The 14895-nt window shown below is 70.0% G+C and carries 16 protein-coding genes; 5 read left to right on the forward strand and 11 right to left on the reverse strand.

Annotated elements, in window-relative coordinates:
- Positions 1 to 163 precede the first annotated feature (163 nt).
- The 4 genes from ACTOWY_RS29955 to ACTOWY_RS29970 form a co-directional block, all read right to left on the reverse strand.
- Positions 164 to 601: an SSI family serine proteinase inhibitor gene (locus ACTOWY_RS29955; protein ID WP_441312950.1), complete on the reverse strand. Its 438-nt coding sequence runs from the start codon at positions 599 to 601 to the stop codon at positions 164 to 166.
- Positions 602 to 690: 89 nt separating this feature from the next.
- Positions 691 to 1080: an SSI family serine proteinase inhibitor gene (locus ACTOWY_RS29960; RefSeq protein ID WP_441312951.1), complete on the reverse strand. Its 390-nt coding sequence runs from the start codon at positions 1078 to 1080 to the stop codon at positions 691 to 693.
- Between the two features lie 72 nt (positions 1081 to 1152).
- The gene (locus ACTOWY_RS29965; protein ID WP_441312952.1) at positions 1153 to 1911 is read right to left on the reverse strand and encodes an isocitrate lyase/PEP mutase family protein; all 759 of its coding nucleotides are present in this window, start codon (positions 1909 to 1911) and stop codon (positions 1153 to 1155) included.
- Positions 1904 to 2365 carry a carboxymuconolactone decarboxylase family protein gene (locus ACTOWY_RS29970; RefSeq protein WP_441312953.1) on the reverse strand — a complete coding sequence of 154 codons (462 nt, stop codon included), beginning with the start codon at positions 2363 to 2365 and terminating at the stop codon, positions 1904 to 1906. Before ACTOWY_RS29970 ends, ACTOWY_RS29965 begins: the two co-directional genes overlap by 8 nt.
- A gap of 65 nt (positions 2366 to 2430) precedes the next feature.
- Here ACTOWY_RS29970 and pdxR point away from each other — a divergent pair, with 65 nt between their 5' ends.
- Entirely contained in the window at positions 2431 to 3786 is a 1356-nt protein-coding gene (gene pdxR, locus ACTOWY_RS29975; RefSeq protein ID WP_441312954.1) for a MocR-like pyridoxine biosynthesis transcription factor PdxR, read from the forward strand.
- Between the two features lies 1 nt (position 3787).
- On the opposite strand, the gene ACTOWY_RS29980 is transcribed toward pdxR, so the two are convergent.
- On the reverse strand, positions 3788 to 4843 hold the full coding sequence (locus tag ACTOWY_RS29980; protein ID WP_441312955.1) for a Gfo/Idh/MocA family oxidoreductase: 1056 nt from the start codon (positions 4841 to 4843) through the stop codon (positions 3788 to 3790).
- Positions 4844 to 4996: 153 nt separating this feature from the next.
- On the opposite strand from ACTOWY_RS29980, the gene ACTOWY_RS29985 reads away from it, so the two are divergent.
- Positions 4997 to 5947 carry an acyl-CoA desaturase gene (locus ACTOWY_RS29985; protein ID WP_441312956.1) on the forward strand — a complete coding sequence of 317 codons (951 nt, stop codon included), beginning with the start codon at positions 4997 to 4999 and terminating at the stop codon, positions 5945 to 5947.
- 1 nt (position 5948) lies between these two features.
- Here ACTOWY_RS29985 and ACTOWY_RS29990 read toward each other — a convergent pair whose 3' ends face one another.
- Positions 5949 to 7382, reverse strand: a complete 1434-nt coding sequence (locus tag ACTOWY_RS29990) for an FAD-dependent monooxygenase (RefSeq protein WP_441312957.1) — start codon at positions 7380 to 7382, stop codon at positions 5949 to 5951.
- 174 nt (positions 7383 to 7556) lie between these two features.
- Between ACTOWY_RS29990 and ACTOWY_RS29995 the strand changes: the two genes are divergently transcribed.
- Positions 7557 to 8018, forward strand: coding sequence for a MarR family winged helix-turn-helix transcriptional regulator (locus tag ACTOWY_RS29995; protein WP_441312958.1), 462 nt, complete (start codon positions 7557 to 7559; stop codon positions 8016 to 8018).
- Positions 8018 to 8437 carry an organic hydroperoxide resistance protein gene (locus tag ACTOWY_RS30000; RefSeq protein ID WP_441312959.1) on the forward strand — a complete coding sequence of 140 codons (420 nt, stop codon included), beginning with the start codon at positions 8018 to 8020 and terminating at the stop codon, positions 8435 to 8437. Before ACTOWY_RS29995 ends, ACTOWY_RS30000 begins: the two co-directional genes overlap by 1 nt.
- Before the next feature lie 66 nt (positions 8438 to 8503).
- Here ACTOWY_RS30000 and ACTOWY_RS30005 read toward each other — a convergent pair whose 3' ends face one another.
- The 5 genes from ACTOWY_RS30005 to ACTOWY_RS30025 all read right to left on the reverse strand — a co-directional run bounded on the left by ACTOWY_RS30005 (position 8504) and on the right by ACTOWY_RS30025 (position 13256).
- Positions 8504 to 9718: a hypothetical protein gene (locus ACTOWY_RS30005; protein WP_441312960.1), complete on the reverse strand. Its 1215-nt coding sequence runs from the start codon at positions 9716 to 9718 to the stop codon at positions 8504 to 8506.
- Positions 9718 to 10320 carry a DUF3558 domain-containing protein gene (locus ACTOWY_RS30010; protein ID WP_441312961.1) on the reverse strand — a complete coding sequence of 201 codons (603 nt, stop codon included), beginning with the start codon at positions 10318 to 10320 and terminating at the stop codon, positions 9718 to 9720. The genes ACTOWY_RS30005 and ACTOWY_RS30010 overlap by 1 nt, the downstream gene beginning before the upstream one ends.
- Positions 10321 to 10322: 2 nt before the next feature.
- On the reverse strand, positions 10323 to 10667 hold the full coding sequence (locus ACTOWY_RS30015) for a hypothetical protein (RefSeq protein ID WP_441312962.1): 345 nt from the start codon (positions 10665 to 10667) through the stop codon (positions 10323 to 10325).
- Between the two features lie 144 nt (positions 10668 to 10811).
- Positions 10812 to 12104: a cytochrome P450 family protein gene (locus ACTOWY_RS30020; protein WP_441312963.1), complete on the reverse strand. Its 1293-nt coding sequence runs from the start codon at positions 12102 to 12104 to the stop codon at positions 10812 to 10814.
- 78 nt (positions 12105 to 12182) lie between these two features.
- Positions 12183 to 13256: a WD40/YVTN/BNR-like repeat-containing protein gene (locus ACTOWY_RS30025; protein ID WP_441312964.1), complete on the reverse strand. Its 1074-nt coding sequence runs from the start codon at positions 13254 to 13256 to the stop codon at positions 12183 to 12185.
- Between the two features lie 350 nt (positions 13257 to 13606).
- On the opposite strand from ACTOWY_RS30025, the gene ACTOWY_RS30030 reads away from it, so the two are divergent.
- A complete protein-coding gene (locus ACTOWY_RS30030) occupies positions 13607 to 14836 on the forward strand; it encodes an aminotransferase class I/II-fold pyridoxal phosphate-dependent enzyme (RefSeq protein ID WP_441312965.1) in 1230 nt (409 codons plus the stop codon).
- The last annotated feature ends 59 nt before the right edge of the window (positions 14837 to 14895 follow it).

The raw sequence follows: 14895 nt of genomic DNA on the forward strand, positions 1-14895 counted from the left end.
GGGGCGATCGGGGCGCCCCGTCCAACTTCCTCCGGCAGCAGGGGCCGGGGGATGGGTGTCCGGCAGCAGGGGCCGGACACAGGTGCGAGCGGCTCACCTGCTCGCAGTACAGGTGAGCCGCCCGCGCGCGCAGTTAGCTCTGTGGGCTAACTAGTTCTGAGTACTACGGCAACGGCAGGGCAGGACCGCCGGCGAAGGTGAACAGGTCGCCGGTCTCGGCGAGCATGGTGCAGGTGTTGGGGAATCGGCCCTGCCAGTCCAGCTCCTTGCCGCGGTAGGTGCCCTTCACCGACACCGAGCGCGGCTGGTAGTCGAGCGTGCAGGCGTAGCCGTCCTTCGGCGCGAGCCGGGCGATGTCGCCGTTCGCGCGAGCCAGCGAACGGCAGGCCCTGGTCGGGCTCGGGTGCGTGCCGAGCGCCGGGTTGCAGGCCAGGATCGCGGACTCGTCCGGGACCAGGGAATCGGTTTCGCCGTAGGACACCGACAGCGTCATCGCCGAAACATCGAGTCCGGAGGTGGACGCCGCGGTGGCGGCGGGGGTCATCGCGAACAGCGCGGCTGCGGTCAGCGCCGTGCTGGCGAGTAGGTGTGAGGTACGCATAGTGCGAACCGGTTTACCGGAGCCGCACGCGGGGGCCGAGGTCTGCGCTGCCGGGTCCGCCGGATCGCGTGACACCCGGTCGTGGATGTTCACTCTCCGTTGATGCGGAACACGTGTCCCGCACGGGTCGCGAACTCACAGGGATTGCCGAAGTACAGCTCCACGTCGACCGCCTGGCCGCGCCAGTGCCCGCGTGCGGTGGCCCGCTTCGGGTTCTCGATGTGGTCGGTGCAGGCGGTCTCGTGATCGCCGACCTGGCGCACGTCCCCGCCCACCCTGGTGAGTTCGGTGCAGGCGAGTCCGGGCGTGGGATGGTCGCCCTCGTCGGGGCCGCAGGTCAGCGTGACCGCGTCCGGCAGGTTGGCCGCGCCGACGTTCTCCACGGTCAGTTCGAGCACGCTCTCCGGCGGCGGGGTGAGCAGGCCGGGGGTCAGCAGGCCGGCGGCGGCCAGCAGGGGCAGAAAGGTGGGGAGGGGCATGCGTCGATGGTCCCGCGCCGGAAGGGGCGAAACGCCGCTCCGTCAGCGGGACCACCGGATCGTGCCTCGACTTCAGTCCACAGTGGACGAGTAGTCACCCAGGGTCGCCACCGCGTCCTTGATTGCGCGCTGTGCCACCGCGAACAGCCCGGCGCCCAGCGAGATCCGGGCCACGCCGAGCGCGGCCAGCTCCGGCACGGCCGGGCCGTCGAAGTGGTAGTGCACGTTCACCGGACCGCCCACCGCGGCGGTGAACTCCTTGATCCGCACCGGATCCCGCAGGCCGATCGGGTACACGCAGTCCGCGCCCGCGGCCAGGTAGGCCCGGCCGCGTTCGATCGCCTCGGCCAGATCCCGTTGCGGCGCACCGGCATCCAGGATGAAGCAGTCGATCCGCGCGTTGAGCACAAACGGTTGTCCGGTCGAGGCCTTCAGCGCGGACAGCCAGGCGGCCTGCTCCTCGATGGCCTTGAGGCCGCCCCGGTGGTCGCTGTCCTCCAGGTTGCAGCCGACCGCGCCCGCGCCGTGCAGCGCGGTGGTGAACTCCTTGGCGGAGAGGCCGTAACCGGCCTCCAGGTCCGCGGTCACCGGGGCCGGGGTGGCCGCGGCGATGGCGGCGACCCTGGCGAAGGCGACCTCGGCGGGCATCGAGTTGTCATCGGGGTACCCGGCGGCCGCGGCCACGGCGTAGCTGGAGGTCGCGACCACCGGGAAACCCAGCTTGTGCACCAGTCGCGCGGTGGCCGCGTCCCAGGCGTTGGGCAGCACCAACGGCCGCCCGGGAACGTGCCGCGACTTCAGCTCGGCGGCCTGCGCGGTGAGATCACCCATGCGCGTGCTCGACCTTGAACGGCAGTTCCTGGGTCACGTTGAGCATGTTCCAGGCGTTGATGGTGACGATGGCGTAGACCACCTTGGCCAGGGTCTCCTCGCCGAAGGCGTCGAGGGCCGCGGCGTAGACGTCCTGGGGCACCCCGCCGTGGTTGATGCCGGTGACCGCCTCGGTCAGCGCCAGCGCGGCCCGCTCGGCCTCGGTGAACACCCCGGCGGCCTCCCGCCAGGCGGCGATCAGGCCGAGTCGCTGCTGGCTCTCGCCCAGCTTGACCGCGTCCCGCACGTGCATGTCCAGGCAGAACGCGCACCCGTTGAGCTGCGAGGCGCGGATCTTGATCAGTTCGGCCAGGATCTTGTCCAGGCCGGAGTCGGCCACGGTCTGGTTGAAGGCCAGCATGGCCTTGTAGCCGGCGGGCCAGGACTTCGCGAAGAGTGCTCGGTTGTTGCTCACGAGACCCAGCCTAGGCGGAACTGGTCCAGAAAACTGGACCAGTGCGAGCCAAGTAATCTGGACCAGTGGCCGAGCTGTATCTGGACCTGGAACCCGGTCTGACCCGGCATGCCGCCATCGAGCGGGCGCTGCGCGGGGCGATCAGGGACGGCAGGCTGCGCCCTGGTGACCCGCTGCCCTCGACCAGGGTGCTGGCCGCCCAGCTCGGCGTGGCCAGGGGCACCGTGGTGGAGGCCTACGCCCAGCTCACCGCCGAGGGCTGGTTCCGCAGCCGCCAGGGCGCGCCGACCGTGGTGGCCGCCGCCCCCGCGCTGGACCCGCCGAGCGCGCACCGCCCGGCCGAGCAGGGCGCGCGCTGGGATTTCCGTCCCGGCGAGCCGGACGCCTCGCTGTTCCCCGGCAGTTCCTGGCTGGCCGCGTTGCGCACGGTGTTGCGCAGTGCCCCGTCCTCGGCCTTCGGCTACGGCGACCAGCGGGGCCGGATCGAGTTGCGCACCGCGCTGTCCGGCTACCTGGCCCGTGCGCGCAAGGTGCTCTGCCCGCCGGAGCGGATCGTGATCTGCAGTGGGTTCTCGCCAGCATTGCGGGTGCTGTGCGAGACCTTCCAGCGGCTGGGCATCACCGAGCTGCACATGGAGGAGCCCTGCCTGTACCGGCACCGCGATGTGGTGACCAAGGCCGGGCTGGGCATCCGGCCGACCCCGGTGGACGCCGAGGGCCTGGCGGTCGGCGAGCTGACCGGCCGCGCCGCGCTGGTCACCCCGGCCCACCAGTACCCGCTCGGCTACACGCTGAGTCCGTTGCGGCGCAAGCAGATCGTGGACTGGGCCCGTCGGGTGGACGGGTATGTGATCGAGGATGACTACGACGGGGAGTACCGCTTCGACCGGCAGCCGGTGGGCGCGCTGCACGAGCTGGACCCGTCCCGGGTGATCTACGGCGGCACCACCTCGAAGCTGCTCGCCCCCGGCATGCGGCTGGGCTGGCTGGCGCTGCCCGCTCAGCTGGTGGACCCGGTGGTGGACGTGCTGACCTACCAGACCGTGCCCGCGCTGGATCAGCTCGGGCTGGCCGAGCTGATCACCAGCGGCCGGTTCGACGCGCACATCCGGCGTACCCGCACCGCCTACCGCCGTCGCCGCGAGCACCTGGTGGCCACCCTGGCCGAACTGCCCGTGGGCGCCGGTCTGACCGGCATCTCGGCTGGTCTGCACGCGGTGCTGGAGCTGCCCGAAGGTCTTGCCCTGGAACGGGAACTGGTCCAGCGCGGGGCCCGGCGCGGGATCGCGCTGGAGGGCCTGGAGCCGTACTGGCACGGCGAGCCGCGGCGGACCGGGCTGGTGCTGGCCTACAGCCGGGTCCCGGCCGCCCAGGCCCGCCGTTCGGTGCAGGCGCTCAACGCCCTGCTGCGCTCAGGCTGAGCTACAGCTCGACCACCTGGCCGGTGCGGCTGGAGGCGTAGGCGGCCTCGATGATCTCCGCGGTGGTCACTCCGTCCAGCGCGGTCACCGGTGGTGGCGCGCCCTGCGTGAGCGCCTTGACGATGCCCGCGTAGTAGTGCTGGTATCCGCCCGCTTCGGTGCGCACCGGCCGGAACTCGCCGACCGAACCCACCCGGCCCCAGGCATCCTCCGCCTCCTCGCCCCAGCCGGGTCCGCCGGGCACCGCGCCCTGCTTGAGCAGGTCCTCTTGCGGGTCCATGCCGTGCTTGACGTAGGCGCCGCCGTCGCCGAGCAGCCGGAACCGCGGTCCGAGATCGGCGGCCAGCGCGCTCATCCAGAGCTGGGAGCGCACGCCGTCGTGGTGGGTGAGCGCGACGAAGGCGTCGTCATCGGCCACCGCGCCGGCCCGCCGGACGCCGATCTCGGCGTAGACGTGCACCGGCCGGCCGAACAACGCCACCGCCTGGTCGATCAGGTGACTGCCCAGGTCGTGCGTGATGCCACCGGCGTCGGCCGGGTCCGCGCTTTCCTTCCACGCTTTCCAGCTGGTGCTGGGATCCGGCCGCCAGCGCTCGAACCGGGATTCGAACCGGGTCGGATTTCCGATTGCTCCCTCGGAAAGAAGTCGGCGCACGGTAAGGAAATCCCCGTCGTAGCGCCGGTTGTGGAACGGCGCGGCGAGCAAACCCCGCCCGGCGGCCAGATCGGCCAGCGCGCGGGCGTCGGCGGCGGTGGCCGAGAACGGCTTGTCCACCACCACCGGCAGCCCGTGCCGCAGCGCGGCCGAGGCGTTGGCGTAGTGCTCCCGGTTCGGCGTGGAGATCACCGCGAGGTCGAACTCGTCGGCGCGTACCAGCAGGTCGTCCAGGCCGCGGATGATCTCGGTGTCCGGGTACCGGTCCAGCACGGCCCGCTGCCGCTCCGGGTTGCCGGTGACCACCGCGGCCAGTCGCAGGCCGGGGGTGCTGTCGAGGAAGGGGGCGTGGAAGGCCGAGCCGCCCAGTCCATAGCCCACCAGGGCCGCGCGCACTGTCATGCGATCAGACTAAGAGCGAGCGCCCCTACGCGCGCCCGCGCGCCCGAAAGCTGGAGCCGAAGGTAGTGGTGGCATTTCTTTCATGGGGGAGTTACCTCCCCTCTTTCGCCGCAGACCTCGCTTTGCCCAGAAACCGCACCTAGCGTCGGCCTCGTGACAGCGACTCTTGAAACCCCGGTGCAGCCTGGTGGGCCCAAACCGATGCTCGACGGCGAACGCTCTGCCGCCTCGTACCTGGGCGTCAAGATTTTCGTCATCCTCCCGTTCCTCGCCCTGATCGCGGCCGTGCCGCTGGCCTGGGGCTGGGGCCTGAGCTGGCTGGACATCGGTCTGGCGCTCGGCTTCTACGCGATCAGCGGACTCGGCGTCACCGTCGGCTTCCACCGGTTGTTCACCCACGGTTCGTTCCGGGCCAGCCCGGCCCTGCGAGTGGGCCTCGCGGTGGCAGGCACCATGGCCGTGCAGGGTTCGCCGACCGACTGGGTGGCCGACCACCGCCGCCACCACGCCTTCTCCGACAAGGAGGGCGACCCGCACTCCCCGTGGCTCTACGGTGACTCCCCGCTGGCCCTGGCCAAGGGTTTCTGGCACGCGCACATGGGCTGGATGTTCGAGCGGGAGAAGACCAACCTGGACCGGTTCGCGCCGGACCTGATGGCGGACAAGAACATCCGCGCGGTGGACAAGCTGCTGGTGCCGATCACCACGCTCAGCTTCATCCTGCCCGGCATTCTCGGCGGCCTGATCACCTGGTCCTGGTGGGGCGCGCTGACCGCGCTGTTCTGGGCCGGTTTCGTCCGGGTCAGCTTCCTGCACCACATCACCTGGTCGGTGAACTCGATCTGCCACATGATCGGCGACCGCCCGTTCAAGTCCAAGGACAAGGCCGCGAACTTCTGGCCGCTGGCGATCCTGAGCTTCGGTGAGTCCTGGCACAACCTGCACCACGCCGACCCGACATGCGCCCGCCACGGCGTGCTGCGCGGTCAGGTCGACATCTCGGCGCGAGTGATCTGGATCTTCGAGAAGCTGGGCTGGGCCACCCAGGTCCGGTGGCCCACCCCGCGCCGGCTGGCCCGGATCACCAAGGGCCAGGACGACTGAGCTAGCTGAACCACCGCTGCATCGCTTCGCCTGGGCCGTCGGTTCCTTCGGGACCGGCGGCCCACGCGATGTGCCCGTCCGGCCTGATCAACAGCGCGGGCGCCGGTGGCTGCCCGGTCTTCGCGACGACCACGGGCACACCCTCGGCCTCGATCGGCTTGTCGGTGAAGTTGAGCAGCACGCCCTGACCGGTCCGGAGCAGTTCGGCCAGCCGGGTCGGCCGACCGTCGACTTCCAGTGGCAGGTCGGCGAGGAAGGTGCCGGTGAGCGGGTGCTCGCCGGGCAGGTCGTAGCTCAGCGTGGTGCTGGTGGTGATCGCGGCCAGCCGGTCGTTGACCTCCGGGATGTCCAGCAGGCTGTCCAGCAGGTCACGCAGTGCGCTGACCTGCTCACCCGGCCGGTTCAGCGCGAACTGGGCGCGGGTGTTGGCCAGCACGCTCGCCGCGGCAGGACGGCGTTCCTGTTCGTAGGTGTCGAGCAGGTCATCCCGGCCGCGCAGCGCGGCGAGCAGTTTCCAGCCCAGGTTCAGCGCGTCCCCGAAGCCCAGGTTCAGGCCCTGGCCGCCGATGGGCGCGTGCACGTGCGCGGCATCGCCCGCCAGCAGCACCCGGCCACTGCGGTAGGTCGCGGCGATCCGGCTGTTGTGCCGCAACCGGGACAGCCAGCGCGGCGAGTGCGCGCCGAGATCGGTGCCGAGCACCGCGCGCAGGGCCTCCCGCAGTTCGTCCAGGGTGGGTTCCGCATCGCCTTCGGGCGGTGGCTGGTCGAAGCGGGTGGGCACCACCCGGTGCAGGCCGTCGCCGAGCGGGCCGACGAAGACGGTGCCGGTGCCGGTGCGGGTCAGCCCGGTGCGCGGTTCCTCGGTGAGCACCACGTCACCGAGCAGGCTGGCGGTCTCCCCGGTGCTGCCGGGGAAGTCGATCCCGGCGAGTTTGCGGATCGTGCTGCGGCCGCCGTCGCAGCCGGCGAGGTAGGCCGAGCGGACCGTGTATGTCCCTTGTGGACTGTCTACTGTGGCGGTGACCCCGTCCGGATCCTGGTGCAGCGCGGTGACTTCGTGGCCGCGGCGTAGTTCGCAACCCAGTTCGGTGACGTGCTCGGCGAGGATCCGTTCGGTCTCGTGCTGGGCGATCCGGACGGCGTAGGGGTGCGCGGTGGGCAGCCGGTCGTAGGTCAGCCAGGTGGGCAGGCCGCCGAAGTGTCCGGCTTGCCAGCGGTGCGCGTCGGCGGGCAGCCGGTCGAGTAGCCCGCGCTGGTCGAACAGGTCGAGGGTGCGCCCGCCCAGGCCGAAGGCCTTGGAGAAGGCGCTGGGCTCGGTGAGCCGGTCCAGGATCAGGACGGACGCGCCGCCCAGGCGCAGCTCGGCGGCCAGCAGCAGACCGACCGGTCCGGCGCCGACCACGAGCACATCGGAATGAGAGTTTTCGAAGTTCATGAGATTCCCCAGAGGTGATCCCGCGGCCGGGCGCTCAGATGGCCGGGCCGGGTGCTGTGGGTGAAGGTAGCCGTGGACGACTCCGGGGGGCGATCGATTTAGCAACTAGGTTGTGTACAACTCAGTTGTGCGCTACTGTTCTCGGTAGAACGACGACGGGACGAGGTGAGCGGGATGACGAAGCAGGCGGGACCGGAGCTGATCCTGGACTCCCAGTTGTGCTTCTCGCTCTACGCCGCCTCCAGGGCGGTCACCGCCCTGTACCGCCCGATGCTGGACGAACTGGGCCTGACCTACCCGCAGTACCTGGTGTTGCTGGTGCTCTGGGAACGCGGCCCGGTGTCGGTGAAGGACCTCGGCGACGCGCTGCATCTGGACTCCGGCACGCTCTCCCCGCTGCTCAAGCGGATGGAGTCGGCAGGCCTGCTCCGGCGGCGGCGCAGCGAAGAGGACGAACGCAGCGTCCTGGTCGAGCCGACCGAGACGGGCCGCGACCTCCGGGCGAGGGCGCTGGACATCCCGGAACGGCTGACCTGCGGTATGGGCCTGCCCCTTGACGAGCTGACCGAGCTGCACACGCGGCTGCGGCGGCTGAACGACTCGATGACGGCAGTACGACAGAAAGAAGGCCAGTGATGAGCGTGCTCTACACCGCAGAGGCGACCGCGACCGGCAGCGGCCGGGGCGGCGAGATCGTCTCCTCCGACGGCGTGCTGGACGAGAGCCTGGCGGTGCCCAAGGAACTGGGCGGCGCGGGCGGCGACGGCACCAACCCGGAACAGCTCTTCGCCGCGGGCTACGCGGCCTGCTTCAACGGCGCCCTGCAGCTGGTGGCCCGCAACAACAAGACCCCGGTCGACGGCTCCGAGGTCAACGCCAAGGTCGGCATCGGCCCGCGCGCCGAGGGCGGCTTCCAGCTGACCGTGGCCCTCGCGGTCACCGTCCCCGGGGTCGAAAGGGCAGTCGCCGAGGACCTCGTGGCCAAGGCTCACCAGGTCTGCCCCTACTCCAACGCCACTCGTGGCAACATCGAGGTGCAGGTCACGGTCGTCTGACCGACCCGCCCCGGAACCCGCTCACCACGACCCCCAGGTGGTGAGCGGGTTCTGTCACGTTCTGGCCTACTCGCCGATCACCGGCGGCGCGGCGTACCGGGTGTCCCCGAAGACGTCCTCGGTCTCCAGCAGGTACGAGGGCCGCTCGTGCTCCGCGTCCTCGTCCCCGCGTGCCCCGGCGCCACCGACCGGCACCCCGCTCAGACCCGGCGCACCCGGCCGCGCGGCACCACTGGCCGGACTGGCCCCGCCGCTGCTCGCCCGGCCAACCCCGGCACTGCCGCCCGGCCCGAATCCCACCCCGGGGCCGAACCCGGTGGCCCCGCCGAAGCCGCCAGACCCACCGACGGATGCACCGGCCGAGCCACCCGCGCCGAGGCCGTGAGCACCGCTCCCGCCACCGGCGGCAGTGCCCGGCGGCGGCTCGGCCCAGCCCGCCAACCCGGTGCCATCCCGATTCGGCGGCCCGGTCACCTGCCCACCGGGCACCCCAACAGGGTCGCCGCCAGTCCCGCCGCCCCCCGTGCCACCACCATCGGTGCCGCCGCCAGTCCCGGTGCCAGTGCCGCCGTGACCACCGCCCGGTTGCCCGCCACCGGTCCCGCGACCCGTGCCGCGCCCACCGTCCCGGCCCCGGTCCCGGTTGTCGAAGCCCCCGCCACCACCGGGTTCGACCACCGACACCTCACCGCCGGCTGCCTGCGGGGCGGTCCAGCTCGGCAGCCGGGTGACGTTGTCCTCCTTGCGCACGCCATACCCGGCGAGCACCCGCTGGTTGTCCCCGGTGTCGGCGCGGAACCGCTCGATCTCCCGGTCCAGATCGGTGCTGAACGGGGTCACCTTGTTCAGCAGGTTGTTCTGCGGCGGATCGGCAGGCACCGGTTTGAGCTGGTTCTTGCAGCCGTACCAGTCCGCGGTCTGCTGGGCGACCGCCTCGGCCGTCCGCTTGGCCAGGCCCCCGGCCGCCTCGGCATACCCGGCCAGCGGGCTGAGCTGCCGCCGCGCCGCCTCCGCCGCCGCCCCCTGCCAGACCCCGTGCGAGGCCGTGATCACCTTCTCGATCTGGTCCCGGATCAGCCCGTAGTCACCGGCCGCCTTGGTCCAGATCCGCTCGATCGGGACCAGCCCGGCCGAGGGCGTCTTGGCTTCCTCGTGGAACCACTTGTAGATCCGGTCTCCGGCGTGGCCTTCCGGGCGCGGGGTGTCGGAGGTGAGGAAGCCGGCCGCGGTCAGTCCGCCCGCGGTCGCCCCGGCGGCGATGAGCAGCAGTGGCAACGGCATCAGCGGCCGCCCTGCAACGTGTGGATGACCTGCTCAAGGATCTTGACCCCGCGCGGGCAGGGGTTGGTGAAGTCCGCTGGCTTGTCCACCCCGCTCTTGAGCTGCAAGCCGACCGGGAGCAGGACGGTGTTGGACACCGCCATGGTGACCTGGCACTCGCCGGACTGCTGGTCGTCGTCATCGGCGATCACCGCCGGGTATCCGGAGACCTCCACCGGTTGCCACAGCGGGAAAGTGTTCTTGCGGCCGTAGAGCTGGTCGAGGCCGCCGAGCTGGGTGTTGATGTGGAGTGAGAAGTCGATCCTGGCCGCGGTGTCGGTGGCGATCCAGCGGCAGTTCTTGCCGAGCGGACCCTCGTCTGGCTTGCCGGTGACGGTGATGCCGAGCTGGTTCAGCTTGGGTTCGTCGAGCAGGCCGCAGGGATTGGCCACGAACGGTGCGACGTCGAGTTCGGGCTGGGTCAGCGCCGGTGCGCCGTTCGTGTTCGTGCTGCTCGAGGTGGTGGCGGCGGTCGGTGTGCCCGGTGCGCCGGCACACCCGGTGAGCACCAGCGTGGCGCAGAGCCCGGCCGCGAGGAGGTGGTGGAGTCGGTTGGCAGCCACGATCATCCCTTGCCCTTGATGGTGGACTGGTTGACGCCCTCGGCGCCCAGGTATTGCCGCTGCGCCGCGATGAGCTTGTCCAGCACGCTTTGCACCGCAGCCTGGTAGGCAAGATTGGCGGAAGAATGGCTGCCTGGCGTCAGCTCGACAGTCCGCTCAACGATCTTTTGTATGGCATCGGGGCTGTACGGATCCTGGCTGGGTGCGATCGCCATTTGCCGGGTCAACTTGGTGTCGTCGTTGACCTTCTTGATCGCGTCCCTGGCCTCGGCGAGGCCCCTGATCAGCCCGTCTAGCTGCGCGACCTCGACCACGAACCGGTCGCCTCCGCCGAAGTCGATCGACACCTTCGTATCGCGTGGAACTGCCATCGAATTTCCCCCGTCCCCCGGGCAAATTGCCACAGGTGATAGGGTAGGCAGTGGTTCCGATGGTGCTGGGTAATCGTCTTTCGGGTCACCCAAAAGACGTATCGCTAAACTCTAGAGAAATTACATCTTTCGTGGTGTGAACTCCACCGGGAGTTCGTATACCCCGCGCATGATCGCACTCGGCCACCAGCTCAATTTCTCCGCCGGGACCGCCAGGCGCAGATCCGGCAGGTACCGCAGCACCATCCCGATCGCCACCTCACCCAGCACCCGGGACATGGACTGGCCGACGCACACGTGCGGGCCGTGGCCGAAGGCCAGGTGGTGCTGGGCGCGGCGGTACGGGTCGAACTCGGCGGGCGAGTCGAAGACCTCGGGGTCGTGGTTGGCCGAGAGCAGGGACACCAGCACGGGTTCGCCGGTCTGCACGAGCTGGCCGCCGATGGTGACCGGCTCGATGGCGAAGCGCCAGGTGGCGTTGCGGACCGGGCCCGCGTAGCGCAGCACCTCTTCGATGATCGCGCTCAGCGTGCTGGAGTCGGTGCGGGCCAGTTCGGCGTACTTGGGGTTGCGCAGCAGGGTGAGCAGGCCGTTGCCGATCAGGGCGACCATGGTCTCGTGGCCTGCGATCAGCAGCAGGAAGACCATCGAGCTGACCTCGTCGGCGCTGAGCACCTTCTTGTCCTGCAACTCCACCAGCGCGCTCACCAGGTCATCGGCCGGGTGCTCGCGTTTGCTCGCGATCAGGCCGAGGACGTAGCGCTCCAGCGAGTCGGTGACGCCCCAGACCTCGTCGATCGCGGCGACCTCGGAGGAGTCGATCACCGCGGCCCAGCGGTGGTAGTTGGCCCGGTCCTCCTGGGGCATGCCCAGCAGGTCGCAGATGATGGTGACCGGCAACGGGTAGGCCAGGTCGGCGATCAGGTCCGCCCGGCCCGCGGGCGCGAAGCCTGCGATGGCCTGCTCGGTGATCCGGCGGCAGCGTTCGCGCAGCCGTTCCATCCGCTGCGCGCTGAACAACGCGCTGACCGCCTGGCGCTGCCGGGCGTGATCCGGCGGGTCCGCGTTGAGCATGTTGCGGGCCAGCGTCGGCCGGTGGTCGAAGGGCAGGCCCATGCCGGAGCGCTGCCACACCACGTTGGCCTTGGCCGGGCTCTTGTGCAGCTTCGGGTGGGCCAGCGCTTCCAGTGCGTCGTCGTACCGGGTGACCAGCCAGGCCCAGGCCCCGCCGGGCATGTCGATGCGGTGCACCGGTGAGTTCCGGCGCAACCAGTCATAGGCCGGGTACGGGTTGGCGTCGAACTCCGCGCCGTGTAGGCGCGGGCACACGCCGGGTTCCTCAGTGGCCACGTCCTCACCATGCCAGACCGAGGGGTGCGGCATCTCCCGCCGCTCGGTGGGCACCGGGCTCACCAGCGGATGAACCGAGTGTGATGTTGCTGTCACCGGCTGATGTGAGGGCGTGGCCACGCCGCGGACCCTGGCAGTGACTCAGCCCAGCCGCAACCTCGCGACCCGGCCTTTCTCCCCGGCGGCCCAGCAGGACAGGTCCGGGGTGCAGGTGACGGTGTCGAAGCTGCCCGCGTCGAACTGCTTCCAGTGCCTGCCGCCGTCAAGGCTGAGATCACTGCCCGAGGGGCCCACCGCGAGCACGCCGCCGAGGGAGTACGGCAGCCAGGTCGCGCCGGAGCGGTAGCCGCCGGGGGCCTGCGGCGGGACCTGCCAGCCCCGGCCGCCGTCACCGGTGCGGGCCAGCGCGTCCTTGGCGGTGTCCGGCTGCTCGAAGTCGCCGCCGATGGCGATGCCGGTGTGCCTGTCCCGGAAGGCCAGCGCGAACACGCCCGCGCTCGGCTTGCTGGCCAGCGGGGTCTCGCTGACCGTCCAGGTGCGGCCGCGGTCGGCGGTGTGGAAGACCCTGGCCTTGGCGCCGCCGCCGGTGGCGATCCAGGCATCGCGCGGGCCCGAGGTCACCAGGCACTGGCCGCTGGCGGCGAAGCCTGCCTCGCCGGGCAGCGCGGCAGGCATGCCCGCGCTGGGCAGCACGGTCCAGGACCGGCCGCCGTCCTGCGTTGACAGCACCCTGATCTTGCCGTCCACCGGATCGCTCATGGCCAGGCCGTTGCGCCGGTCGAAGAAGGCCACGCAGTCGTAGAAGGCCTTCGGGTCGGTGTTGCGGAAGGACTCGGTCCAGGTCCGGCCGCCGTCGCCGGTCCGGTAGATCCGGGAGTCCTCGCCCTCGCCGATGGTCAGCGCCACCGCGGTGCGGGCGTCAAAAGCCTCGATATCGCGGAACTGCAAGGCGCTCGCGCCGGGCGGGCTCACGTTCTGCCAGCTCTTGCCGCCGTCGGTGGTGCGCAGCACGGTGCCCTTGCTGCCGCCCAGCCAAGCGACCTGCCGGTTCACCGCGGCCAGGCCGCGGAACCGCGCGTCGGTGCCGGTGGGCTGGAGTTCCCAGGACAGGGTGGTGGCCGAGGTCACCCCGGCGGGCGCGGCGGCGGCGGGCACCGCCGCGGCGAGGGTCAGCGCGGCGGTGGCACAGAGCCCCATCAGGGCGAACAGCCTCATGACGGCGAAAACTACCCGGTGCGGCACTGCTTCGGCAGGGGTCCAGACGATGCAAAGTCTTTGCCGCCGGTTCGTTCGTTCGGCCTAGCCCGGCGGAGCGGGAGCGGTTAGATTCCGGGCAGAACGACGCCAGCCACAACTTCAGATCTGCCGTCCCGGTGGCGACAAAGCCGCTGGTGACGGGGTCAACCGAAAAAACTCCTTGGTTAACCGGAGGACTCAACCGGCAGTATTAGCCACGTAATCGGTCACCTGCACTTCTTCGTGGTCTGCGGCTCACCGGTCTGGGTTTACTGAATATCGCCACAACCCAGACGAGTCCCCGGCTCTATGCGCAGGAGTAGAAAAACATGACGACAGCCCTCGCGCCGACCGCTAATTGGCCCTTCGCCGAGCTGCTTTCCGCGGCCGAGTCCGTCAACGCGAAGGTCGATCCTCCCGTGGTGGACGGTGCGGTCGGCCCGACCATTGTCCAGAACGGCCGGGAGCTCGTGAACTTCGCGAGCATCAACTTCCTCAACCTGCACCAGCGCCCTGACGTGCTGGAGCACTTTGTTTCCGCGTCGAGGGAACACGGGCTGACCACCGGCGGATCCCGAATGACCCAGGGGATCAGCCGCCCGCACCTGGAAATGGAACAGGAAATTTGCCGGGTCACCGGCAAAGAGCGCGCGATTTCTTTCGCCACCGGTCTGCTGGCGAACTTCGGATTCCTCAATGCGATGACGAAGTACATCGACTGGGGCGCCGGCATGAAGTGCGACAACTCCGACGCGGTCGTGATCATGGACCGGCATTCGCACTGGAGCCTGCTCAAGGCCGCCGAGCACCTGGAGCACGGCAAGCGGCTGCACACCTTCCGGCACAACTCGCCGGAGGACCTGGAGAAGGTGCTCAAGCGGGTCAGCTCGCCCAAGGTCGTCGTGGTCATCGAGAGCGTCTACTCCGCTGACGGCAGCATCGCGCCGATGAACGAGCTGATCGACATCTGCGAGAAGTACGGCGCGCTCAGCTTCGTCGACGACGCCAACGGCTTCATGCTCTACGGCCCGGAGAACCGGCCCTTCGCCGAGGAGTTCGCCGCGATGCGGCGGGCCACCTTCGTGATGATGTCCTTCTCCAAGGCCATCGGCATCGAGGGCGGGGCCATCGCCGGACCGGCCGATGCCATCAACGCCTTCGAGATCACCTCGGGCACCTCGATGTTCACCGCGGCCATGCAGCCGCCGACCGCGGCCACCGTGGGCCTGCTGATCCGCACCCTGGACAGCGATCCGTCCATTGTGGACAACTACCTGGCCAGGGTGGAGCGCTTCCGCGCCCGGCTGACCGAGATCGGCGCGCCGCCGTTCGAGACGCCCAGCTACATCACCTCGGTGCTGATCGGCAAGGACGAGACCGCGGACCTGGTGAAGGACGCCTTCATCGAGAAGGGTTTCCTCATCCCGATGTTCATGTTCCCCGCGGTCAAGCGCAACCAGGCGGTCATGCGCCTGATCATCAACAACGACCACACCGAAGAGCAGCTTGAGTACTTCCTGAGCACGCTGGCCGAGCTGAAGGCCAAGCACGACTTCTGAGTCCGGACAGACACGAAAGAGGCGGTCCCGCCGGGGACCGCCTCTTTCGCTGTGGTGGG

This window comes from Crossiella sp. CA198 (assembly GCF_052078295.1).
GTDB lineage: Bacteria > Actinomycetota > Actinomycetes > Mycobacteriales > Pseudonocardiaceae > Crossiella.

Bases quoted from the DNA above. Each gene is read 5' to 3' on its own strand.
- ACTOWY_RS29955 (WP_441312950.1), bottom strand. From the start codon at position 601: ATGCGTACCTCACACCTACTCGCCAGCACGGCGCTGACCGCAGCCGCG.
- ACTOWY_RS29960 (WP_441312951.1), bottom strand. From the start codon at position 1,080: ATGCCCCTCCCCACCTTTCTGCCCCTGCTGGCCGCCGCCGGCCTGCTG.
- ACTOWY_RS29965 (WP_441312952.1), bottom strand. From the start codon at position 1,911: ATGGGTGATCTCACCGCGCAGGCCGCCGAGCTGAAGTCGCGGCACGTT.
- ACTOWY_RS29980 (WP_441312955.1), bottom strand. From the start codon at position 4,843: ATGACAGTGCGCGCGGCCCTGGTGGGCTATGGACTGGGCGGCTCGGCC.
- ACTOWY_RS29990 (WP_441312957.1), bottom strand. From the start codon at position 7,382: ATGAACTTCGAAAACTCTCATTCCGATGTGCTCGTGGTCGGCGCCGGA.
- ACTOWY_RS29995 (WP_441312958.1), top strand. From the start codon at position 7,557: ATGACGAAGCAGGCGGGACCGGAGCTGATCCTGGACTCCCAGTTGTGC.
- ACTOWY_RS30000 (WP_441312959.1), top strand. From the start codon at position 8,018: ATGAGCGTGCTCTACACCGCAGAGGCGACCGCGACCGGCAGCGGCCGG.
- ACTOWY_RS30005 (WP_441312960.1), bottom strand. From the start codon at position 9,718: ATGCCGTTGCCACTGCTGCTCATCGCCGCCGGGGCGACCGCGGGCGGA.
- ACTOWY_RS30025 (WP_441312964.1), bottom strand. From the start codon at position 13,256: ATGAGGCTGTTCGCCCTGATGGGGCTCTGTGCCACCGCCGCGCTGACC.
- ACTOWY_RS30030 (WP_441312965.1), top strand. From the start codon at position 13,607: ATGACGACAGCCCTCGCGCCGACCGCTAATTGGCCCTTCGCCGAGCTG.